The organism is Caballeronia sp. PC1, from assembly GCF_021353155.1.
In the GTDB taxonomy this organism is placed as follows: Bacteria; Pseudomonadota; Gammaproteobacteria; order Burkholderiales; family Burkholderiaceae; genus Caballeronia; species Caballeronia cordobensis.
Window position 1 is genome coordinate 2,307,896 of record NZ_JAJUBH010000001.1, and the last position, 16,291, is coordinate 2,324,186.

11 protein-coding genes are annotated in these 16,291 nt (G+C 63.9%); 5 read left to right on the forward strand and 6 right to left on the reverse strand.

Going from position 1 to position 16,291, the window contains the following annotated elements; genetic code table 11:
- Positions 1 to 35 precede the first annotated feature (35 nt).
- Complete coding sequence (locus LY284_RS11040) at positions 36 to 4,130, reverse strand: FAD/FMN-binding oxidoreductase (protein WP_233386035.1); 4,095 nt, start codon at positions 4,128 to 4,130, stop codon at positions 36 to 38.
- A 496-nt stretch (positions 4,131 to 4,626) separates the two neighbouring features.
- Between LY284_RS11040 and ilvA the strand changes: the two genes are divergently transcribed.
- The 4 genes from ilvA to LY284_RS11060 all read left to right on the forward strand — a co-directional run bounded on the left by ilvA (position 4,627) and on the right by LY284_RS11060 (position 9,870).
- Positions 4,627 to 6,150: a threonine ammonia-lyase, biosynthetic gene (gene ilvA / locus LY284_RS11045; RefSeq protein ID WP_014190369.1), complete on the forward strand. Its 1,524-nt coding sequence runs from the start codon at positions 4,627 to 4,629 to the stop codon at positions 6,148 to 6,150.
- Positions 6,151 to 6,153: 3 nt separating this feature from the next.
- On the forward strand, positions 6,154 to 7,068 hold the full coding sequence (locus LY284_RS11050; protein WP_014190368.1) for a 5'-nucleotidase: 915 nt from the start codon (positions 6,154 to 6,156) through the stop codon (positions 7,066 to 7,068).
- On the forward strand, positions 7,065 to 7,889 hold the full coding sequence (queF, locus tag LY284_RS11055) for an NADPH-dependent 7-cyano-7-deazaguanine reductase QueF (protein ID WP_014190367.1): 825 nt from the start codon (positions 7,065 to 7,067) through the stop codon (positions 7,887 to 7,889). Before LY284_RS11050 ends, queF begins: the two co-directional genes overlap by 4 nt.
- Positions 7,890 to 7,983: 94 nt before the next feature.
- Entirely contained in the window at positions 7,984 to 9,870 is a 1,887-nt protein-coding gene (locus LY284_RS11060; protein WP_014190366.1) for a DUF3857 domain-containing transglutaminase family protein, read from the forward strand.
- Between the two features lie 56 nt (positions 9,871 to 9,926).
- On the opposite strand, the gene LY284_RS11065 is transcribed toward LY284_RS11060, so the two are convergent.
- Genes LY284_RS11065 through LY284_RS11075 form a run of 3 tightly spaced genes read right to left on the reverse strand, consistent with a single transcriptional unit; the run spans position 9,927 to position 12,713 of the window.
- Entirely contained in the window at positions 9,927 to 10,313 is a 387-nt protein-coding gene (locus LY284_RS11065) for a RidA family protein (RefSeq protein ID WP_014190365.1), read from the reverse strand.
- 31 nt (positions 10,314 to 10,344) lie between these two features.
- The gene (locus tag LY284_RS11070) at positions 10,345 to 11,823 is read right to left on the reverse strand and encodes an amidohydrolase family protein (protein ID WP_014190364.1); all 1,479 of its coding nucleotides are present in this window, start codon (positions 11,821 to 11,823) and stop codon (positions 10,345 to 10,347) included.
- Between the two features lie 2 nt (positions 11,824 to 11,825).
- Positions 11,826 to 12,713 carry a MurR/RpiR family transcriptional regulator gene (locus LY284_RS11075; RefSeq protein WP_014190363.1) on the reverse strand — a complete coding sequence of 296 codons (888 nt, stop codon included), beginning with the start codon at positions 12,711 to 12,713 and terminating at the stop codon, positions 11,826 to 11,828.
- Between the two features lie 134 nt (positions 12,714 to 12,847).
- On the opposite strand from LY284_RS11075, the gene LY284_RS11080 reads away from it, so the two are divergent.
- On the forward strand, positions 12,848 to 14,122 hold the full coding sequence (locus LY284_RS11080) for an amino acid deaminase (RefSeq protein ID WP_014190362.1): 1,275 nt from the start codon (positions 12,848 to 12,850) through the stop codon (positions 14,120 to 14,122).
- Here the strand turns inward: LY284_RS11080 and LY284_RS11085 are convergent.
- The gene (locus LY284_RS11085; RefSeq protein WP_014190361.1) at positions 14,119 to 14,589 is read right to left on the reverse strand and encodes a MarR family winged helix-turn-helix transcriptional regulator; all 471 of its coding nucleotides are present in this window, start codon (positions 14,587 to 14,589) and stop codon (positions 14,119 to 14,121) included. The two genes, LY284_RS11080 and LY284_RS11085, sit on opposite strands and share 4 nt — an antisense overlap.
- A 17-nt stretch (positions 14,590 to 14,606) precedes the next feature.
- Positions 14,607 to 16,202 (reverse strand): MFS transporter, encoded by a 1,596-nt coding sequence (locus tag LY284_RS11090; protein WP_014190360.1) that lies wholly within the window; start codon positions 16,200 to 16,202, stop codon positions 14,607 to 14,609.
- Positions 16,203 to 16,291 lie beyond the last annotated feature (89 nt).

The window sequence follows — 16,291 nt, forward strand, 5'->3', positions numbered from 1 at the left end:
TCGTACCTCTAGCGAATCAAACCTCGATTTCGCTATTACACCAGCACGCGCTCGATACCGCCATTGTTCGCGCGTTCGACGTACTGTTCCATCCAGTTTTCGCCGAGCACCTTGCGGGCGATTTCCACGACGATATAGTCCGCCTCGACGTTGGCGTCCTCGTTGTAGCGCGAGAGGCCTTGCAGGCAGGACGGGCAGCTCGTCAGGATTTTCACGTCGGTGCCATTGGTCTGAGGACCGTCGCCGGCCTTCAGCACGGAACCGGGCTGCGCGCCCGCCGCGCCCGCCGACGCGTTCGCGAGATTGATCGCGTTCGCGCCCGCTTCCGCGACGAGTGGAATGCCGCGCAGCTTGGCCGCGCCCTTGCGGATCTCTTCTTCCTTGCGGAAACGCACCTGCGTCGAGATATCCGGACGCGTCACCGCGAGCGTGCCCGATTCGCCGCAGCAGCGATCGTTCTTCTCGATCTTGTAGCCGTCGTTTTCCGAACCCATCAGCTGATTGACGAGCTTGACCGGGTCCATCGTCTTGATCGGCGAGTGGCACGGGTCGTGATACATGTAGCGCGTGCCCTTCACGCCATCGAGCCTGATGTTCTTCTCCAGCAGGAACTCGTGAATGTCGATGATCCGGCAGCCCGGAAAGATCTTCTCGAATTCGTAGCCCGCGAGCTGGTCGTAGCACGTGCCGCACGACACGACCACCGTCTTGATATCGAGATAGTTCAGCGTATTCGCGACGCGGTGGAACAGCACGCGATTGTCCGTGACGATCTGCTCGGCCTTGTCGTACTGGCCCGAGCCGCGTTGCGGATAGCCGCAGCACAGATAGCCCGGCGGCAGCACGGTCTGCACGCCCGCTTCCCAGAGCATGGCTTGCGTCGCGAGTCCGACTTGCGAGAACAGACGCTCCGAGCCGCAGCCGGGGAAATAGAACACGGCTTCCGAATCGACGGTGGTCGTCTGCGGATTGCGGATGATCGGGACGATCTTGTTGTCCTCGATATCCAGCAGCGCGCGCGCCGTCTTCTTCGGCAGATTGCCCGGCATCTTCTTGTTGACGAAGTGAATGACCTGCGTCACGACCGGCGGTTTGCCGACCGTCGCGGGCGGTTTCGCCGTCTGCTTCTTCACGACCTTCTTCAGCAATTCGTTGCCCAGACGCTGCGCCTTGTAGCCGACGCCCATCATCGCGGTGCGCGCGAGGTTGATCGTCTGCGGATTCGTCGCGTTGAGGAAGAACATGCCGGCCGCGTTGCCCGCGTTGAACTTCTTCTTGCCCATCTTGCGCAAGAGATTGCGCATGTTCATCGTGACGTCGCCGAAATCGATCTTCACCGGGCACGGCGTCACGCACTTGTGGCAGACCGTGCAGTGATCGGCGACGTCGTTGAATTCGTCCCAATGCTTGATGGACACGCCGCGGCGCGTCTGCTCCTCGTACAGGAACGCTTCGACCAGCAGCGACGTGGCGAGAATCTTGTTGCGCGGGCTGTACAGCAAATTCGCGCGCGGCACGTGCGTGGCGCACACCGGCTTGCACTTGCCGCAGCGCAGGCAGTCCTTGATGGAATCGGAGATCGCGCCGATATCCGACTGCTGCATGATGATCGACTCGTAGCCCATCAGCCCGAACGACGGCGTGTACGCGTTGCGCAGGTCCGCGCCGTCGAACAGCTTGCCCTTGTTGAAGCGCCCGTGCGGATCGACGCGCTGCTTGTACGCGCGGAAATCGCCGATTTCCTCTTCCGTCAGAAACTCCAGCTTCGTGATGCCGATGCCGTGCTCGCCCGAGATCACGCCATCGAGCGAACGCGCGAGCTTCATGATGCGCGCGACCGCGTGATGCGCGTCCTGGAGCATCTCGTAGTTATCGGAGTTGACGGGAATGTTCGTGTGCACGTTGCCATCGCCCGCGTGCATGTGCAGCGCGACGAACACGCGGCCGCGCAGCACTTGCTTGTGGATGGCCTGCGCCTCGTCGAGGATCGGCTTGAACTCGCCGCCGTTGAAGATCTGGCGCAGTTCCGCGCGAATTTCCTGCTTCCACGAAATGCGCACCGTGCGGTCCTGCGCAACGTGAAACACGTTCGCGTCCGGCTGCACGTCCACGCGATCCGCGAACTTCTCCGCCAGCGCTTCGTAGCCGAGATTCACGAGATAGTGCTGCGCCTCGCGCAAGGGCATGTCGAGCTTGTCGCCGACGAAAGTCCAGCGCTCGCGCACGCGCTTCAACAAATCGAGCGCCTGCGTCACGCGGTCTTCGAGCAGTTCCGCGCTCGGAATTTCGTTTGCGTCGTCGGTCTTGCCGAGCGGCAGCTTGCCGGTGCGGAAAAACGCTTCGAGCGCATCGACCAGTTGCAGCTTGTTCTTGATCGACAGCTCGATGTTGATGCGCTCGATGCCGTCCGTGTACTCGCCCATGCGATCGAGCGGAATCACGACGTCTTCGTTGATCTTGAACGCGTTCGTGTGCTTGGCGATGGCCGCCGTGCGCGAGCGGTCGAGCCAGAAGCGCTTGCGCGCCTCGGCGTTCACCGCAACAAAGCCTTCGCCGCTCTTGCCGTTCGCCATGCGCACGACTTCCGATGTGGCCGCGGCAACGGCATCGGCGTCATTGCCGACGATATCGCCGATCAGCACCATCTTCGGGAACGCGTTGCGCTTGCTCTTCGTCGCATAGCCGACCGCGCGCAGATAACGCTCGTCGAGGTGTTCGAGACCGGCGAGGATCGCGCCGCCCTGCTTCGACGTCTCGAACAGATAGTCCTTGATCTCGACGATGCTCGGAATCGCGTCGCGCGCCTGGCCGAAGAATTCGAGGCAGACGGTGCGCGTGTGCGCGGGCATCTTGTGCAGAATCCAGCGCGCGGACGTGATGAGACCGTCGCATCCTTCCTTCTGCACGCCGGGCAGACCGGCGAGGAATTTATCGGTGACGTCCTTGCCGAGACCTTCCTTGCGGAATGTGCGGCCGGCGATATCGAGATTTTCGGTGCGCAGCAACTTCTCGCCCGGCGGACGATTGCCGTCGAACCAGTCGAGCCGGAAGCGCGCCACTTCGACGTCGTGAATCTTGCCGCAGTTGTGGTCCAGACGCGTGACTTCGAGCCAGTTGCCTTCGGGATCGACCATGCGCCACCACGCGAGATTGTCGAGCGCCGTGCCCCACAACACCGCTTTCTTGCCGCCCGCGTTCATCGCGACATTGCCGCCGACGCACGATGCATCGAGCGAAGTCGGATCGACGGCGAACACGAAGCCCGCCTGCTCCGCGGCTTCGGTGACGCGCCGCGTGACCACGCCCGCGCCCGAGAAAATCGTCGCGACCTTGTGATCGACGCCCGGCAGGTCCGTCATTTCGACCGGACCAAGCTGTTCGAGCTTTTCCGTGTTGATGACGGCCGAGAACGGCGTGAGCGGAATCGCGCCGCCGGTATAGCCGGTGCCGCCGCCGCGCGGGATCACGGTCAGGCCGAGTTCGAAGCACGCCTTGATCAGGCCGGCGATTTCGGCTTCGCTGTCCGGCGTCAGCACGACGAACGGATATTCGACGCGCCAGTCCGTGGCGTCCGTGACGTGCGCGACGCGCGAGAGACCGTCGAACTTGATGTTGTCCTTCTGCGTTTCCTTGCCCAGCACGCGCGATGCGCGGCGGCGCAAGTCGGACATGTGGCCGAATTCGGCGGCGAAGTCGTCGACGGCGCGGCGTGCTGCGGCGATCAGCAATTGCACGCGCCCGGCGCGCTCGCGGCTGCCGGCTTCGTCGCTGTGCGCGGAAAGATCGGCGCTGCGGCGTTTCTCGATTTCGGCGAGACGGTGATTCAGTGCTTCGACCAGAAGCGCGCGGCGCTTCGGATTGTCGAGCAGGTCGTCCTGCAGATAAGGATTGCGGCGCACGACCCAGATATCGCCGAGCACTTCATACAGCATGCGCGCCGAGCGGCCCGTGCGGCGCTCGTTGCGCAGTTCGTCGAGCACGGCCCAGGCTTCGTCGCCCAGAAGCCGCATGACGATTTCGCGATCGGAAAACGACGTGTAGTTATAGGGAATTTCGCGCAGACGGGGCTCGTTATCGAGCGCCAAGGCGGCATGGGCGCCGTTCGGATCGAAGGCTTGAGGTGCGTTCATGTTCGACGGTTCGGTGTGCCGGCCTTCGCGCTTCGAAAAGCGGAAATGCCGGCGATGCGCGTGGGGGCGCAAATTTTCGAATGAGACTTATCTTGGCGAAGGCCGCCGGGGCTCATCACGGCGCCTTCGGTGTGCCCTGGATCAACGCCACGATCGCGCGTGGCGCGCATGCTTTTCCGCCGCGGGATGCAACCCGCGGGAAACATGCGCCAGAAAATCGATCCGAAGCTGCCGGTGCATCTGCCGATCCTGATTGCTGATTCGTAAAAGGAAATTCTAACCCATCGCGATGGCGCGCGTCGGCGGACGCTAGCAGCCAGAAGGGGCTTTTGCGTGCATTTTCGCGACGCGTTCATGTCATTTTCGACACTTTTTTGCACGACCGTCCGGACGGTCGAACCACACGGCGCATCCGGAAACTGCGCGGTTGGCGCTATCATTGATGCTTTCGCCCTCAAAAACCCGCGCGCGTCGCTGCCGCGTGACGATTTCTCGCATGACACATCCCGACTACCTGAAGAAAGTGCTGACCGCGCGTGTGTACGACGTCGCGCGCGAAAGCGAGCTGGAGCCCGCGCACAACCTGTCCGCGCGTCTGCACAATTCCGTGTTCCTGAAGCGCGAGGACAATCAGCCGGTTTTCTCGTTCAAGATTCGCGGCGCGTACAACAAGATGGCGAACCTCACCGCGGACGAACTCGCACGCGGCGTGATCACGGCGTCGGCGGGCAATCATGCGCAGGGCGTGGCGCTCTCGGCAGCGCGGCTCGGCTGCCGCGCGGTCATCGCCGTGCCGACCACTACGCCGCAAGTGAAGATCGACGCGATCCGCGCGCACGGCGGTCCGACGGTCGAAGTGGTGCTCGCGGGCGAATCGTACAGCGACGCCTACGCGCGCGCCGTGCAGCTTCAGGAAGAACGCGGCCTCACGTTCGTGCATCCGTTCGACGATCCCGATGTCATCGCCGGGCAAGGCACCGTGGCCATGGAAATCCTGCGGCAGCATCAGGGCCCGATTCACGCGATCTTCTGCCCGATCGGCGGCGGCGGGCTGGCGGCGGGCGTCGCGGCGTACATCAAGGCGGTGCGGCCCGAGATCAAGGTGATCGGCGTGCAGACCGAGGACTCCTGCGCGATGGCGCAGTCGATCAAGGCGGGCGAGCGCGTGACGCTATCCGAAGTCGGCCTGTTTTCGGACGGCACGGCGGTGAAGCTCGTCGGCGAGGAAACCTTCCGGCTGTGCAACGAACTGCTCGACGAAGTCGTCACCGTCGATACCGATGCGCTCTGCGCCGCGATCAAGGACGTGTTCCAGGACACGCGCAGCGTGCTGGAGCCGGCCGGTTCGCTCGCGGTCGCGGGCGCGAAGCTGTATGCGGAGCGCGAGGGCATCGAGGGCAAGACGCTCATCGCGGTGACGTCCGGCGCGAACATGAACTTCGACCGCATGCGCTTCGTCGCGGAGCGCGCGGAAGTCGGCGAGGCGCGCGAGGCCGTGTTCGCCGTGACGATTCCCGAAGAGCGCGGCAGCTTCCGGCGCTTCTGCGAGCTCGTCGGCACACGCAGCGTGACGGAGTTCAACTACCGCATCGCCGACGAGCACGCCGCGCATATCTTCGTCGGCGTGCAGATCAAGGCGCGCAAGGAAACGGCGCAGATGATGTCGGCGTTCATCGAACACGGTTTCGCGACCGTCGATCTTTCGCACGACGAGCTCTCGAAGCAGCACATCCGCTATATGGTCGGCGGCCGTTCGCCGCTCGCGCGCGACGAGCGCCTGTTGCGCTTCGAGTTTCCCGAGCGTCCGGGCGCGCTGATGAAGTTCCTGTCGTCGATGGCGCCGGACTGGAACATCAGCCTCTTTCACTATCGGAATCAGGGCGCGGACACCAGCTCGATTCTCGTCGGCATTCAGGTGCCGCAGTCGGACAACGCGGAGTTCGAGCGCTTTCTCGCGACGCTCGGCTATCCGTGGTGGGACGAGCAGGCCAATCCGGTCTACAAGCTGTTTCTGGCTTGAGCAATGCCCAAGTTCACGCTCGAAGACAAGCTCGTCGTCGCGATTTCGTCGCGCGCGCTGTTCGATTTCGAGGACGAGAACCGCGTCTTCGAGACCGGCGATCTGGCGCGCTACGAAGCGCTGCAGCGCTCGCGGCTCGACACGCCCGCGAAGCCGGGCGTCGCGTTCGGCCTGATTCGCAAGCTGCTCGCGCTGAATGCGGGCGCGCAACGCGTGGAAGTGGTGATTCTGTCGCGCAGCGATCCGATCAGCGGTCTGCGCGCGTTTCATTCGTGCCGTGAGCATGGGCTCGCGATCGAGCGCGGCGTGTTCACGCGCGGCCGCTCGCCGTTTGCATATCTGAAGCCGCTGCATGCGTCGCTGTTTCTGTCGGCGAATCCGGACGATGTGCGCGACGCCCTCGCCGCCGGATTTCCCGCCGCGCGCGTGCTGCCGGAAACGCCGCGCGCCGCGAGCCGTTACGCGGACGAGATCCGCATTGCGTTCGATGGCGACGCCGTGCTCTTCTCCGACGAAGCCGAGCGCGTGTTTCAGAGCGATGGATTGAGCGCGTTCGTCGGCCACGAGACGACCAGGCGCGAAGAGCCGCTGCCGGGCGGCCCGCTGAAGCCGCTGCTCGCGGCGCTGAACAAGCTGCAACGCATTGCCGACGACACCGAGCGCAAGTCGCCGATGCACATCCGCACCGCGCTCGTCACCGCGCGCTCCGCGCCCGCGCACGAGCGCGCGATCCGCACGCTGATGGCCTGGGACATCGAAATCGACGAAGCGATGTTTCTCGGCGGACTGGACAAGGGCGAATTCCTGCGTGAATTCGAGCCCGATTTTTTCTTCGACGATCAAATTCGCCACTGCGAATCGGCTCGCGTCGTGACCGCGACCGGGCACGTTCTCAGCGGCATAGCGAACGCATCATGACACCCGATCAATCTCCGCTCGGCAAGCCCGTCCATTACACCGAACAGTACGATGCGTCGCTGCTGTTTCCGATCGACCGCAAGCGCGCGCGCGATGCGATCGGCGTGCCCGCGCGCCTGCCCTTCTTCGGCACGGACATCTGGAACGCTTACGAGCTGTCTTGGCTGAATGCGCGCGGCAAGCCGCAGATCGCCGTCGCGACGTTCTTCGTGCCGGCGGATTCGCCGAACATCGTGGAGTCGAAGTCGTTCAAGCTCTATCTCGGTTCGTTCGCGCAGACGCAGTTCGCCTCGGTCGATGACGTGCGCGCCGCCATCAAGCGCGATGTTTCCGCGATTTGCGGCGCGACGGTGTCGGTGCAGCTTGCCGCGCCGGGCGATTTCGGCAAGCTGGTCATGGAGGAATTCGATGGCTTGTCGCTGGACCGGCTCGATCTCGATTGCGAGGTTTTCTCGCCGGACCCGTCCTTGTTGAAGGCGGCGCACGATGAAGTGCCCGTCGACGAGACGCTGTTCTCGAATCTGCTGAAATCGAATTGCCCGGTGACGGGTCAACCCGATTGGGGCAGCGTGCAGATCCGCTATTACGGCGGGCAGATCGATCATGCTTCGCTGCTGCGGTACATCGTGTCGTACCGCGGGCATACCGGCTTTCATGAGCAATGCGTCGAGCGTATTTTCATGGATGTCATGCGCGAATGCCGGCCGGAGCGGCTCGCCGTCTACGCGCGATACACGCGCCGCGGCGGGCTCGATATCAACCCGTTCCGCACGAATTTCAACTTGCCGATGCCGGATAACGCGCGGCTCGCGCGGCAGTAAGCACTGCCACACTCTTTTACCGTTTGACCACCTGCGCTCGGGATAATGCGGCCCAGCCTCGTCCGAGGCCGCTTATCCATCGCAGGAGCCTTGCATGACCTCTCGCCCGCGCGCCTTCCTCGCAGGAAGTTTTGGCGCAACTCTGTCCAGCTTCACCTTGCTCGCGGCGACGAATACATTCGCCGCACTGCAGCCCGTCTCCGAAGCGCCGCTCGCACTCGACCAGCGCGCCGAATGCCGCTTTCTCGCCGATGGCGCCACGGAATGCGTCAACACCTTCCGCTACACGATTCTCACTGACGCCGGGCGCGAGGCGCTCTCACGCATCGATATCGATTTTCCGGAAACGGATACCGTCAAGATCGAAAAGGCCGAGCTCGTGCAGCCGGGGCAGAAGCCTGTCGCGCTGACGAAATCGCAAATCGAAACGCGCACGGCGCCCAATCCTGCGCAGGGTTTCTCCAGCGACAAGCAGATATCGTTGGCATTCCCGAACTTGCGCGTCGGATCGACAGCCGTGTACAGCGTGCGGCAGCGCAATACGCCTGTGCCCTTCGCCACGCAGTTCCACTTTTCGCAGGCGTTCTCGCCGTCGGCGATCCGCTACGACCGCTTCCACGCGGAATTCAGCGCCGAGCGGCCGATCAAATATCGCAGCGACAAGATGGAGGATTTCACGATCGTGCCGTCCGCCGATGCGAAGAAGCTCACCATCGACCTGAAGGCGCCGCGTTTTCAGAGCTACGTCAACGAGCCGGCCAGCGGCGCCGTGCGCCGTTATCCGCGTCTGGAACTCGGCAGCTCGCTCGACTTGCAGGAAAACATCGGGCCGTTTGCGAAGCGCTATAACGCGCTGCTCGCCGCGCCCCTGCCCGCGCGCGCCGCGGCGGTCGTGACGAAGACGAAAAGCCTTGCGCCGCGCGAGCGCGTCAGCGCGTTCATGCAATATCTGAATCAGAACTTCCGCTATCTGAACGACTGGCGCGCGAGCGAGCGCGGCATCGTGCCGTTCTCGCTCGCCGAAATCGAGCGGCACGGTTACGGCGATTGCAAGGACTTGTCGATGCTTCTCACCGCGATGCTGCGCGCATCCGGCATCAAGGCCGAGCCGGTCTGGCTGGAACGCGGCAGCTACGCTGCGCCGCTGATCGCGCCGAGCATCTACGCGGTGAATCACGTCATCGTGCGCGCGGAAGTCGATGGCGCCGTCTGGTGGCTCGATGCGACCAATCCCGTGTTCGCGCCCGGCGTCGCGATGCCGGACATTCAGGACCGCTGGGTGCTCGTCATCGGCGCCGATGGCGTCGTGCGGCAGGACGCGATTCCGCTCGCCGCGCCGCGCACGAACCTCGACGTGACGATGAAGATGCGTTTCACGAACGGCGATCAGGGCGACGTGGACGCCGCGCTCGCACTGAGCGGCAACCCGCTGATCGACTTGACGGTCGCCGATCGCAACGACGGCAAGAGCGCGAGCGACACCGTGATCTGCAACATCGTCGCGACCGAGCCCGGCCGCTGCGACGTGCAGCGTCAGGCGACCGGCTTCCTGATTCCGGAGCAATACAAGACGAAAGCGCGCGTCGTCGATCTGCGGGCAGTCGAGACGCGCGGGAACCAGTATTCGTTCAGCCGTCCGGGCATGCTGGACCTCTGGGATTCCCTCGCGCGCTACAAGCGCAACGGCCAGTTATCGGACGTTTATCTGGGCGCGCCGGAAACCACGAAGGCGGATGTCACGCTCGTCGCGAAACGCACCGATGGACAGGCGCGCGAATGCGCGGTGCACAACCGCTGGTTCGATCTTGAACTGTCGGGCAAGCCGTCGTCCGATGGTTATCGCTATCGATATAGCCTGACGCGCAAGGTGGCGTGGCTCGCGCACGACGAGATCGTCAGCGCGGAATTCCAGAAGATGGTCGAACAAAGCCGCGCTTGCTTGAGCGGGCTTCAGTTCACGGTGCAGCCGTTGAAGGGATAAGGCGCGCGGCTGCGCGGCGGGTCCGCCGCGCAGCCGCCTGATTCCGCCTGACGCAATCAGGCGGACGCCTTCTTGTAAGCCACGCAATCCACCTCGACCTTGCAGTCGATGACCATCGACGACACCACGCAAGCGCGCGCCGGCGGATTCGCGCCGAAGTACTCCTTGAACACCTTGTTGAACGACGCAAAATCGCGCGGATCGTCGAGCCACACGCCGCAGCGCACGACGTGCTCCGTGCCGTAGCCCGCCTCTTTCAAAATGGCGATGACATTCTGAATCGCCTTGTGCGATTGCTCGACGATGCCGCCGTTGATCACTTCACCGTCTTCCATCGGCGTCTGGCCCGATACGAACAGCCAGCCGTCTGCCTCCACCGCGCGTGCGAACGGCATATGCGCGCCGCCTTGTCCCTTGCCGCCTTCCACGCCATAACGCTTCATCGTTTCACTCCTTTACCAAAGCAATCAATAGTCAGAACGCGCCGGCCGCATCGAGCTTCGATGCCGCGCCGCGCGCCACGAAACGTCCCGCGCGCGCGCCGGTCACGGCCTGCTCGCGATACGTCAACACGCCATTCACCCACACCGCGTCGATGCCGTCCGCCGCCTGCTGCGGATTGGCGAACGTCGCGGAATCGATCACGCGATCCGGATCGAACACGACGAGATCCGCGTGATAGCCGACCTTCACTTCGCCGCGCTCCATCAAGCTGAAGCGCCGCGCCGACAAGCTCGTCATCTTGCGCACCGCTTCTTCGAGCGTCAGCACGCCTTCGTCGCGCGCGTAATGCCCGAGCACACGCGGAAACGCGCCCCACAAGCGCGGATGCGGCAGCGGATCGTTCGGCAGGCCATCCGAGCCGACCATCGTCGCGGGATGCGAGAGGATGCGCCGCACGTCGTCTTCCGACATGTTGTGATACACCGCGCCGGCCGGTTGCAGACGCTTCGCCGCTTCCTGCTGCGTGACCTGCCATTCGTCGGCGACTTCGCGAATCAGCTTGCCCGCCATCTCCGGATGCGGCGTCGACCACGTGATCGTGATGTCGATGTCGCCCGTCACCTGCTTCAAATCCAGTGTCGACGAACTGCGGTTGTACGGATAGCAGTCGCAGCCGATCGGCTGTCCTTCGCGCGTGGCTTCGATCGACTTCAGCACTTCCGCGCTGCGCCCCCAGTTCGACGGACCCGCGCACTTCAGATGCGAAATCACCACCGGCACGCGCGCGTGACGTCCAACGCGGTACGCCTCGTCCATCGCGTCGAGAATGGCGTCGAATTCGGTGCGCATGTGTGTCGTATAGAGCGCGCCCGCTTTCGCAAGCGGCTCGGCCAGCGCCTGCACTTCTTCCGGCGGCGCGCTGAACGCCGATCCATACGCGAGCCCGCTCGACAGCCCGAGCGCGCCGTTGTCGAGCGCTTCTTCGAGCTGCGCGCGCATGGCCGCGACTTCATCGCTCGACGCCCCGCGATCCAGCCGGTCCATGTGATTGTTGCGCAACGCCGTATGCCCGATCAGCGCGCCGACGTTCACGGTCGGCTTCGCTTCGTTCACGGCATCGACATACGCGGCGAAGGTCGGGTATTTGAACGCGGCGGCATCGCCGAGCAGGTTCATCGGGTCGGGCGGGTCGCCCTTCAGCGTCACCGGCGACGCGCTGATCCCGCAGTTGCCGACGATCACCGTCGTCACGCCCTGCGTGATCTTCGGCATCATTTGCGGCGAGCGGATGACGTGCGTGTCGTCATGCGTGTGGACGTCGATGAAACCCGGCGCGAGCACTTTGCCTTGCGCGTCGAACACGTGATCGGCGCTCCACGCGGACAAGCCGCCCGGCGCCTCGATCGCGACGATGCGCCCGTCGCGCAGCGCGACATCGCGCTCGACGGCGGGCGCGCCCGTGCCGTCGATCAATCGCGCGCCGATGATCAGCGTGTCGGCCTTTTCCATGATCAGTCTCCCAAGGGTTGACGCTCGCCGCCGCCGCGGTGCGAATCGAGCGCGTGCTTCATGCGGCGCAGCAGTTCGCGGCTGTGGTCGGCCTGTTTGACGGCCAGTTCGGTGACGAGCAAATCGAGCGCCATCATCATCGCGTAGCGCGACGACGACGGCTTGTAGATGAAGTCCGTCTCGATCGCGATGACGGGAATCAGCCAGTCCGCCAGCGCCCCGAGCGGCGACGCGGGCGCGGTCAGCGCGATCACGCGTGCGCCGTACTGCTTCGCAAGCCCGCAGCTTTCGACGATTTCCGGTGTCTGCCCCGTCACGGAAAGCGCGATGACCACATGCTCCTTCGACAAGGTCGACGCCACCATGCGCTGCAACAGCCCGTCCTGATACGACGCGACGGGCCGCCCGAGCCGCACGAGGCGAAAGCGCATCTCGTCGGCGAGCGCGGTCGAGCCGCCGCCCATGCCGAACACGTAGATCATCGACGCCGCGGCGAGTGCATCGGCGGCTTCGGCGATCGGCGCAGCGGCCAGCGCGCCCTGATTCTGCGCGAGCGTCGCCTGCACTTCGTCGAAGATGCGCGCGGCGAGCGAATCGGGGACGGCGTCCGGATCACGGTTGAAAAAGCGCTGCCCGACGCCCGCCGCCTGCGCGAGCCGCAGCTTCAGCTCGCGCACGTCCTCGCAGCCGACGGCCTTCGCGAAGCGCGTGACGGTTGCGATGCTGACTTCCGCCTTGTCCGCCAGCGCGCCGATGCTCGCGCGCGACGCGCTCACGATGTCGTCGAGAATCAGCGCCGCGACCTTGCGCTCCGCGCTGCGCAATTCCGGCGCGCGTTCCGCGATGCGTGCGACGATATCGATGCTGAGCGAGTCGGCGTGGCCGTTCATGGTTTACGATGAGCCAGTGTTACTAAATAACATTTCCATCTGCGATGCTACTTTGGTTAACATAGTGCCGTCAACCTTGATGCGCATCGGATCGTGCACGAGGTTTATTTAAACGGACGATGGAGTAGCAGCACATGAAAGTTACAAACTATCAGAACGCGACGATCGACCCGTTCGGCAAGGGCCTCGGCATGGTGCCGGGCACGAGCATCCAGTTAAACGACGCGTCGCGCCTGCAATGGAATCTGCTCGAAGAGGACGTGAGCTTGCCCGCCGCCGTGCTCTATTCCGATCGCATCGAGCACAACCTGAAATGGATGCAGGCGTTCGTTGGCGAATACGGTGTGAAGCTCGCGCCGCACGGCAAGACGACGATGGCGCCGCAACTCTTTCGCCGCCAGCTCGACACCGGCGCATGGGGCATCACGCTGGCGACGGCGCATCAGGTGCGCGCGGCGTATCGCGGCGGCGTGCATCGCATCCTGATGGCGAATCAGCTCGTCGGCAAACGCAACATGGGCATGATCGCAGAACTGCTCACGGACGCGAACTTCGAATTCTTCTGTCTGGTCGACTCAGCCGATGGCGTCGATCAGCTTGGCGAGTTCTTCAGCTCGGTGCGCAAAAAGCTGAACGTGCTGATCGAGCTTGGCGTGCCGGGCGGCCGCACCGGCGTGCGCGACGACGCCCAGCGCGATGCCGTGCTCGCCGCGATCGCGCGCTGGCAGGGCACGATCGAGCTCGCGGGCATCGAACTGTATGAAGGCGTGCTGCAGGACGAAACAAAGGTGCGCGAGTTTTTGAAAAGCGCGGTGGATGTCACGCGCAAGCTGATCGCGGACGGCAAGATCGCGCGCAAGCCGGCCATTCTGTCGGGCGCGGGCTCGGCGTGGTATGACGTCGTCGCGGATGAATTCGCCAAGGCCAACAGCGACGCCATCGAAGTCGTGCTGCGTCCGGGCTGCTATCTGACGCATGACGTCGGTATCTACAAGAAGGCTCAAAACGAGATCTTCGCGCGCAACCCGATCGCGAAGAAGATGGGGCAGGGTTTGAAGCCCGCGCTGCAATTGTGGGCGTACGTGCAGTCGATTCCGGAACCGGACCGCGCGATCATCGGGCTCGGCAAGCGCGATTCCGCGTTCGATGCGGGCATGCCCGAGCCGGCGAAGCATTTCCGTCCGGGCACCGAGGCGCCGCGCGACGTGTCGCCCGACGAAGGCTGGGAAATCTTCGGCCTGATGGATCAGCACGCGTATTTGCGCATCAAGCCGGGCGACGATCTGAAAGTGGGCGACATGATCGCGTTCGACATCTCGCATCCGTGCCTGACGTTCGACAAGTGGCGTCAGATTCTCGTCGTCGATCCGAAATATCGCGTCACTGAAGTGATCGAAACGTTCTTCTAAGCCCGGTCTTCGATGGCGGCCGCTTGCAACGCATTCGCGGCCGCCACTTCCTGAATGCGTCCCTCGAACATGTGCAGCGCGCTCGACAGGGCTTCGATGGCCTCGTCGGGCAACGAGGCCATGGTGTCGTGCAGGAACGCATTGCGGCGCGGCAGGCTTTCTTCGGCGATCGCGCGCCCTTGCGAGGTCAGCGCGACGTTCGATACGCGGTTGTCGCGCGCATCGACGCTGCGCACGATCCAGCCGAGCCCTTCCAGCGTCTTCAATTGACGCGTCAACGCGCCCGGATCGACCTTCAGGCGCTCGACGAGCTTCTTCTGCGACAGCACGCCCGCATGCTCGTGCAGCGCGAGCAGGATGCGCCAGCGCGGCATCGGCTGGCCGACAGCCGCCTCGAACGCCGACATGAACGCGCGATACGTGCGCCCGAACTGCTGCACCACGGCGATACGGTCCTGTTCATTCATGCTTTCTGCTTCCGTAGTCATTCGGCGAGGATGACCGGTTCCTGCGGTCCCTTCAGGCGCACCGGCGGCACGCGGCGCGATTGCCACAGCGACACCAGCGCGACCAGCGCCGCCAGCGCGAGCCCGATGTGGATCGCCGCGACGAGCGCCTCGCGCGCGGCTTCGAGCAGCATGGCGCCGTTGTGGCCCGCGGCCGCCAGTTGCGAGAGCAGCGTCTGCTGCCCTTCGCGATTGATGAGAATTTGCGGATCGGACAAGTCGCTCGCCCAGCGCAGCGCGTGATCTTTTTCGAGCGCGAGATTCACGCCGCTCGCATAAAGATGACTGACGAGCGTGCCGGTGAGCGCGGTGCCGATCATCCCGCCGATCATGCGCAGCGACTGCAGGAGCGCCGTCGCGATGCCCAGATGCGCGCGGCCCGCCGTCTGTTGCGCGAACACGGTCAGATTCGGCATCACGAAGCCGAGACCGAGGCCACCGAGCAGCATGATCCCGAGCAGCAGCGCGCGCGGCATGTTGTGCGTCGCGACGACCACGCCGAGACACGATACGCCAAGCAGCGCGAAACCGAGATACAGCATGAGATTCGCGTTCTTGAGGCGCGTCACGATGCGCCCGTTCACGATACTGCCGATCGTGATGAACACGACGAGCGGCGTGATCATCATGCCCGCGTCCTTAGGCGACATGCCGAATCCGCCCTGAAACAGCAGCGGCGCGTAGAACAGCAGCGAGAACATCGTGAAGCCGCCGAGAATCGCGAGCCTGAAGAGCGCGGCGAGCGCCGGGTTGCGGAACATGTCGACGGGCAGGATCGCGTAGTCGCAGCGCATCTCCCATTTCCACAGCGCGAAGCCGGCGGCGATGCTCATCGCGAGCAGCGCGGCGGTTTCCACGCCGACGCCGTACTTCGGCAACATTTCGACGAATAGTTGCAGCGCGCCGAGCGCCACCGCGATCAGCGCGGCGCCCGGCCAGTCGAGGCGCATCTTGCCTTCGTGCGCGACGTGACGGAGATGCGGCAGAAAACGCCACACGAAAAAGAGCGAGACGATGCCCACCGGCAAGTTCACGTAGAAGACGGAACGCCAGCCGGTGTACTGGGTGAGAAGACCACCGAGCGACGGCCCGACTGCGTTCGCGATGCCGAACGCGGAGCTCATCATGACTTGCCAGCGCAGGCGAACGACATTGTCGGGGAAAAGATCGGCGATGCACGCGAATGCAGTGCCGACGAGCATCCCGCCGCCGATGCCCTGCAGTCCGCGCGCGAGCACGAGAAACATCATGCTGTTGGCCAGTCCGCACAGCACGGAGGCGACCGTAAACACGACGATCGACGCGATCACGAACGGCTTGCGGCCGTAGTAATCGCCAAGCCGGCCAAAAATCGGCACGGTGATGACGGAAGTCAGAAGATATGACGTGGCGACCCACGCATAGAGATCGAAACCCTTGAGTTCCGCGACGATCGTCGGCAGCGCGGTGCCGACCACGGTCTGATCGAGCGCGACGAGCATCGTGACGAACGAGACGCCCAGCATCGCCATGAGGGATTCGCGAAAAGGCAGAACCTGTCCGCTGGAATGGTGCGCGGCTGTGTGAACGGCCATCTTTGAGGGCGCAATGATTGACAAGTCAACGGAAAGGGAATCATAGCACGCGTACATGCTCTAATCTGCAAGACAAGTCACCCTTTTCC

Bases quoted from the DNA above. Each gene is read 5' to 3' on its own strand.
- LY284_RS11040 (WP_233386035.1), bottom strand. From the start codon at position 4,130: ATGAACGCACCTCAAGCCTTCGATCCGAACGGCGCCCATGCCGCCTTG.
- ilvA (WP_014190369.1), top strand. From the start codon at position 4,627: ATGACACATCCCGACTACCTGAAGAAAGTGCTGACCGCGCGTGTGTAC.
- LY284_RS11050 (WP_014190368.1), top strand. From the start codon at position 6,154: ATGCCCAAGTTCACGCTCGAAGACAAGCTCGTCGTCGCGATTTCGTCG.
- queF (WP_014190367.1), top strand. From the start codon at position 7,065: ATGACACCCGATCAATCTCCGCTCGGCAAGCCCGTCCATTACACCGAA.
- LY284_RS11060 (WP_014190366.1), top strand. From the start codon at position 7,984: ATGACCTCTCGCCCGCGCGCCTTCCTCGCAGGAAGTTTTGGCGCAACT.
- LY284_RS11065 (WP_014190365.1), bottom strand. From the start codon at position 10,313: ATGAAGCGTTATGGCGTGGAAGGCGGCAAGGGACAAGGCGGCGCGCAT.
- LY284_RS11070 (WP_014190364.1), bottom strand. From the start codon at position 11,823: ATGGAAAAGGCCGACACGCTGATCATCGGCGCGCGATTGATCGACGGC.
- LY284_RS11075 (WP_014190363.1), bottom strand. From the start codon at position 12,713: ATGAACGGCCACGCCGACTCGCTCAGCATCGATATCGTCGCACGCATC.
- LY284_RS11080 (WP_014190362.1), top strand. From the start codon at position 12,848: ATGAAAGTTACAAACTATCAGAACGCGACGATCGACCCGTTCGGCAAG.
- LY284_RS11085 (WP_014190361.1), bottom strand. From the start codon at position 14,589: ATGAATGAACAGGACCGTATCGCCGTGGTGCAGCAGTTCGGGCGCACG.
- LY284_RS11090 (WP_014190360.1), bottom strand. From the start codon at position 16,202: ATGGCCGTTCACACAGCCGCGCACCATTCCAGCGGACAGGTTCTGCCT.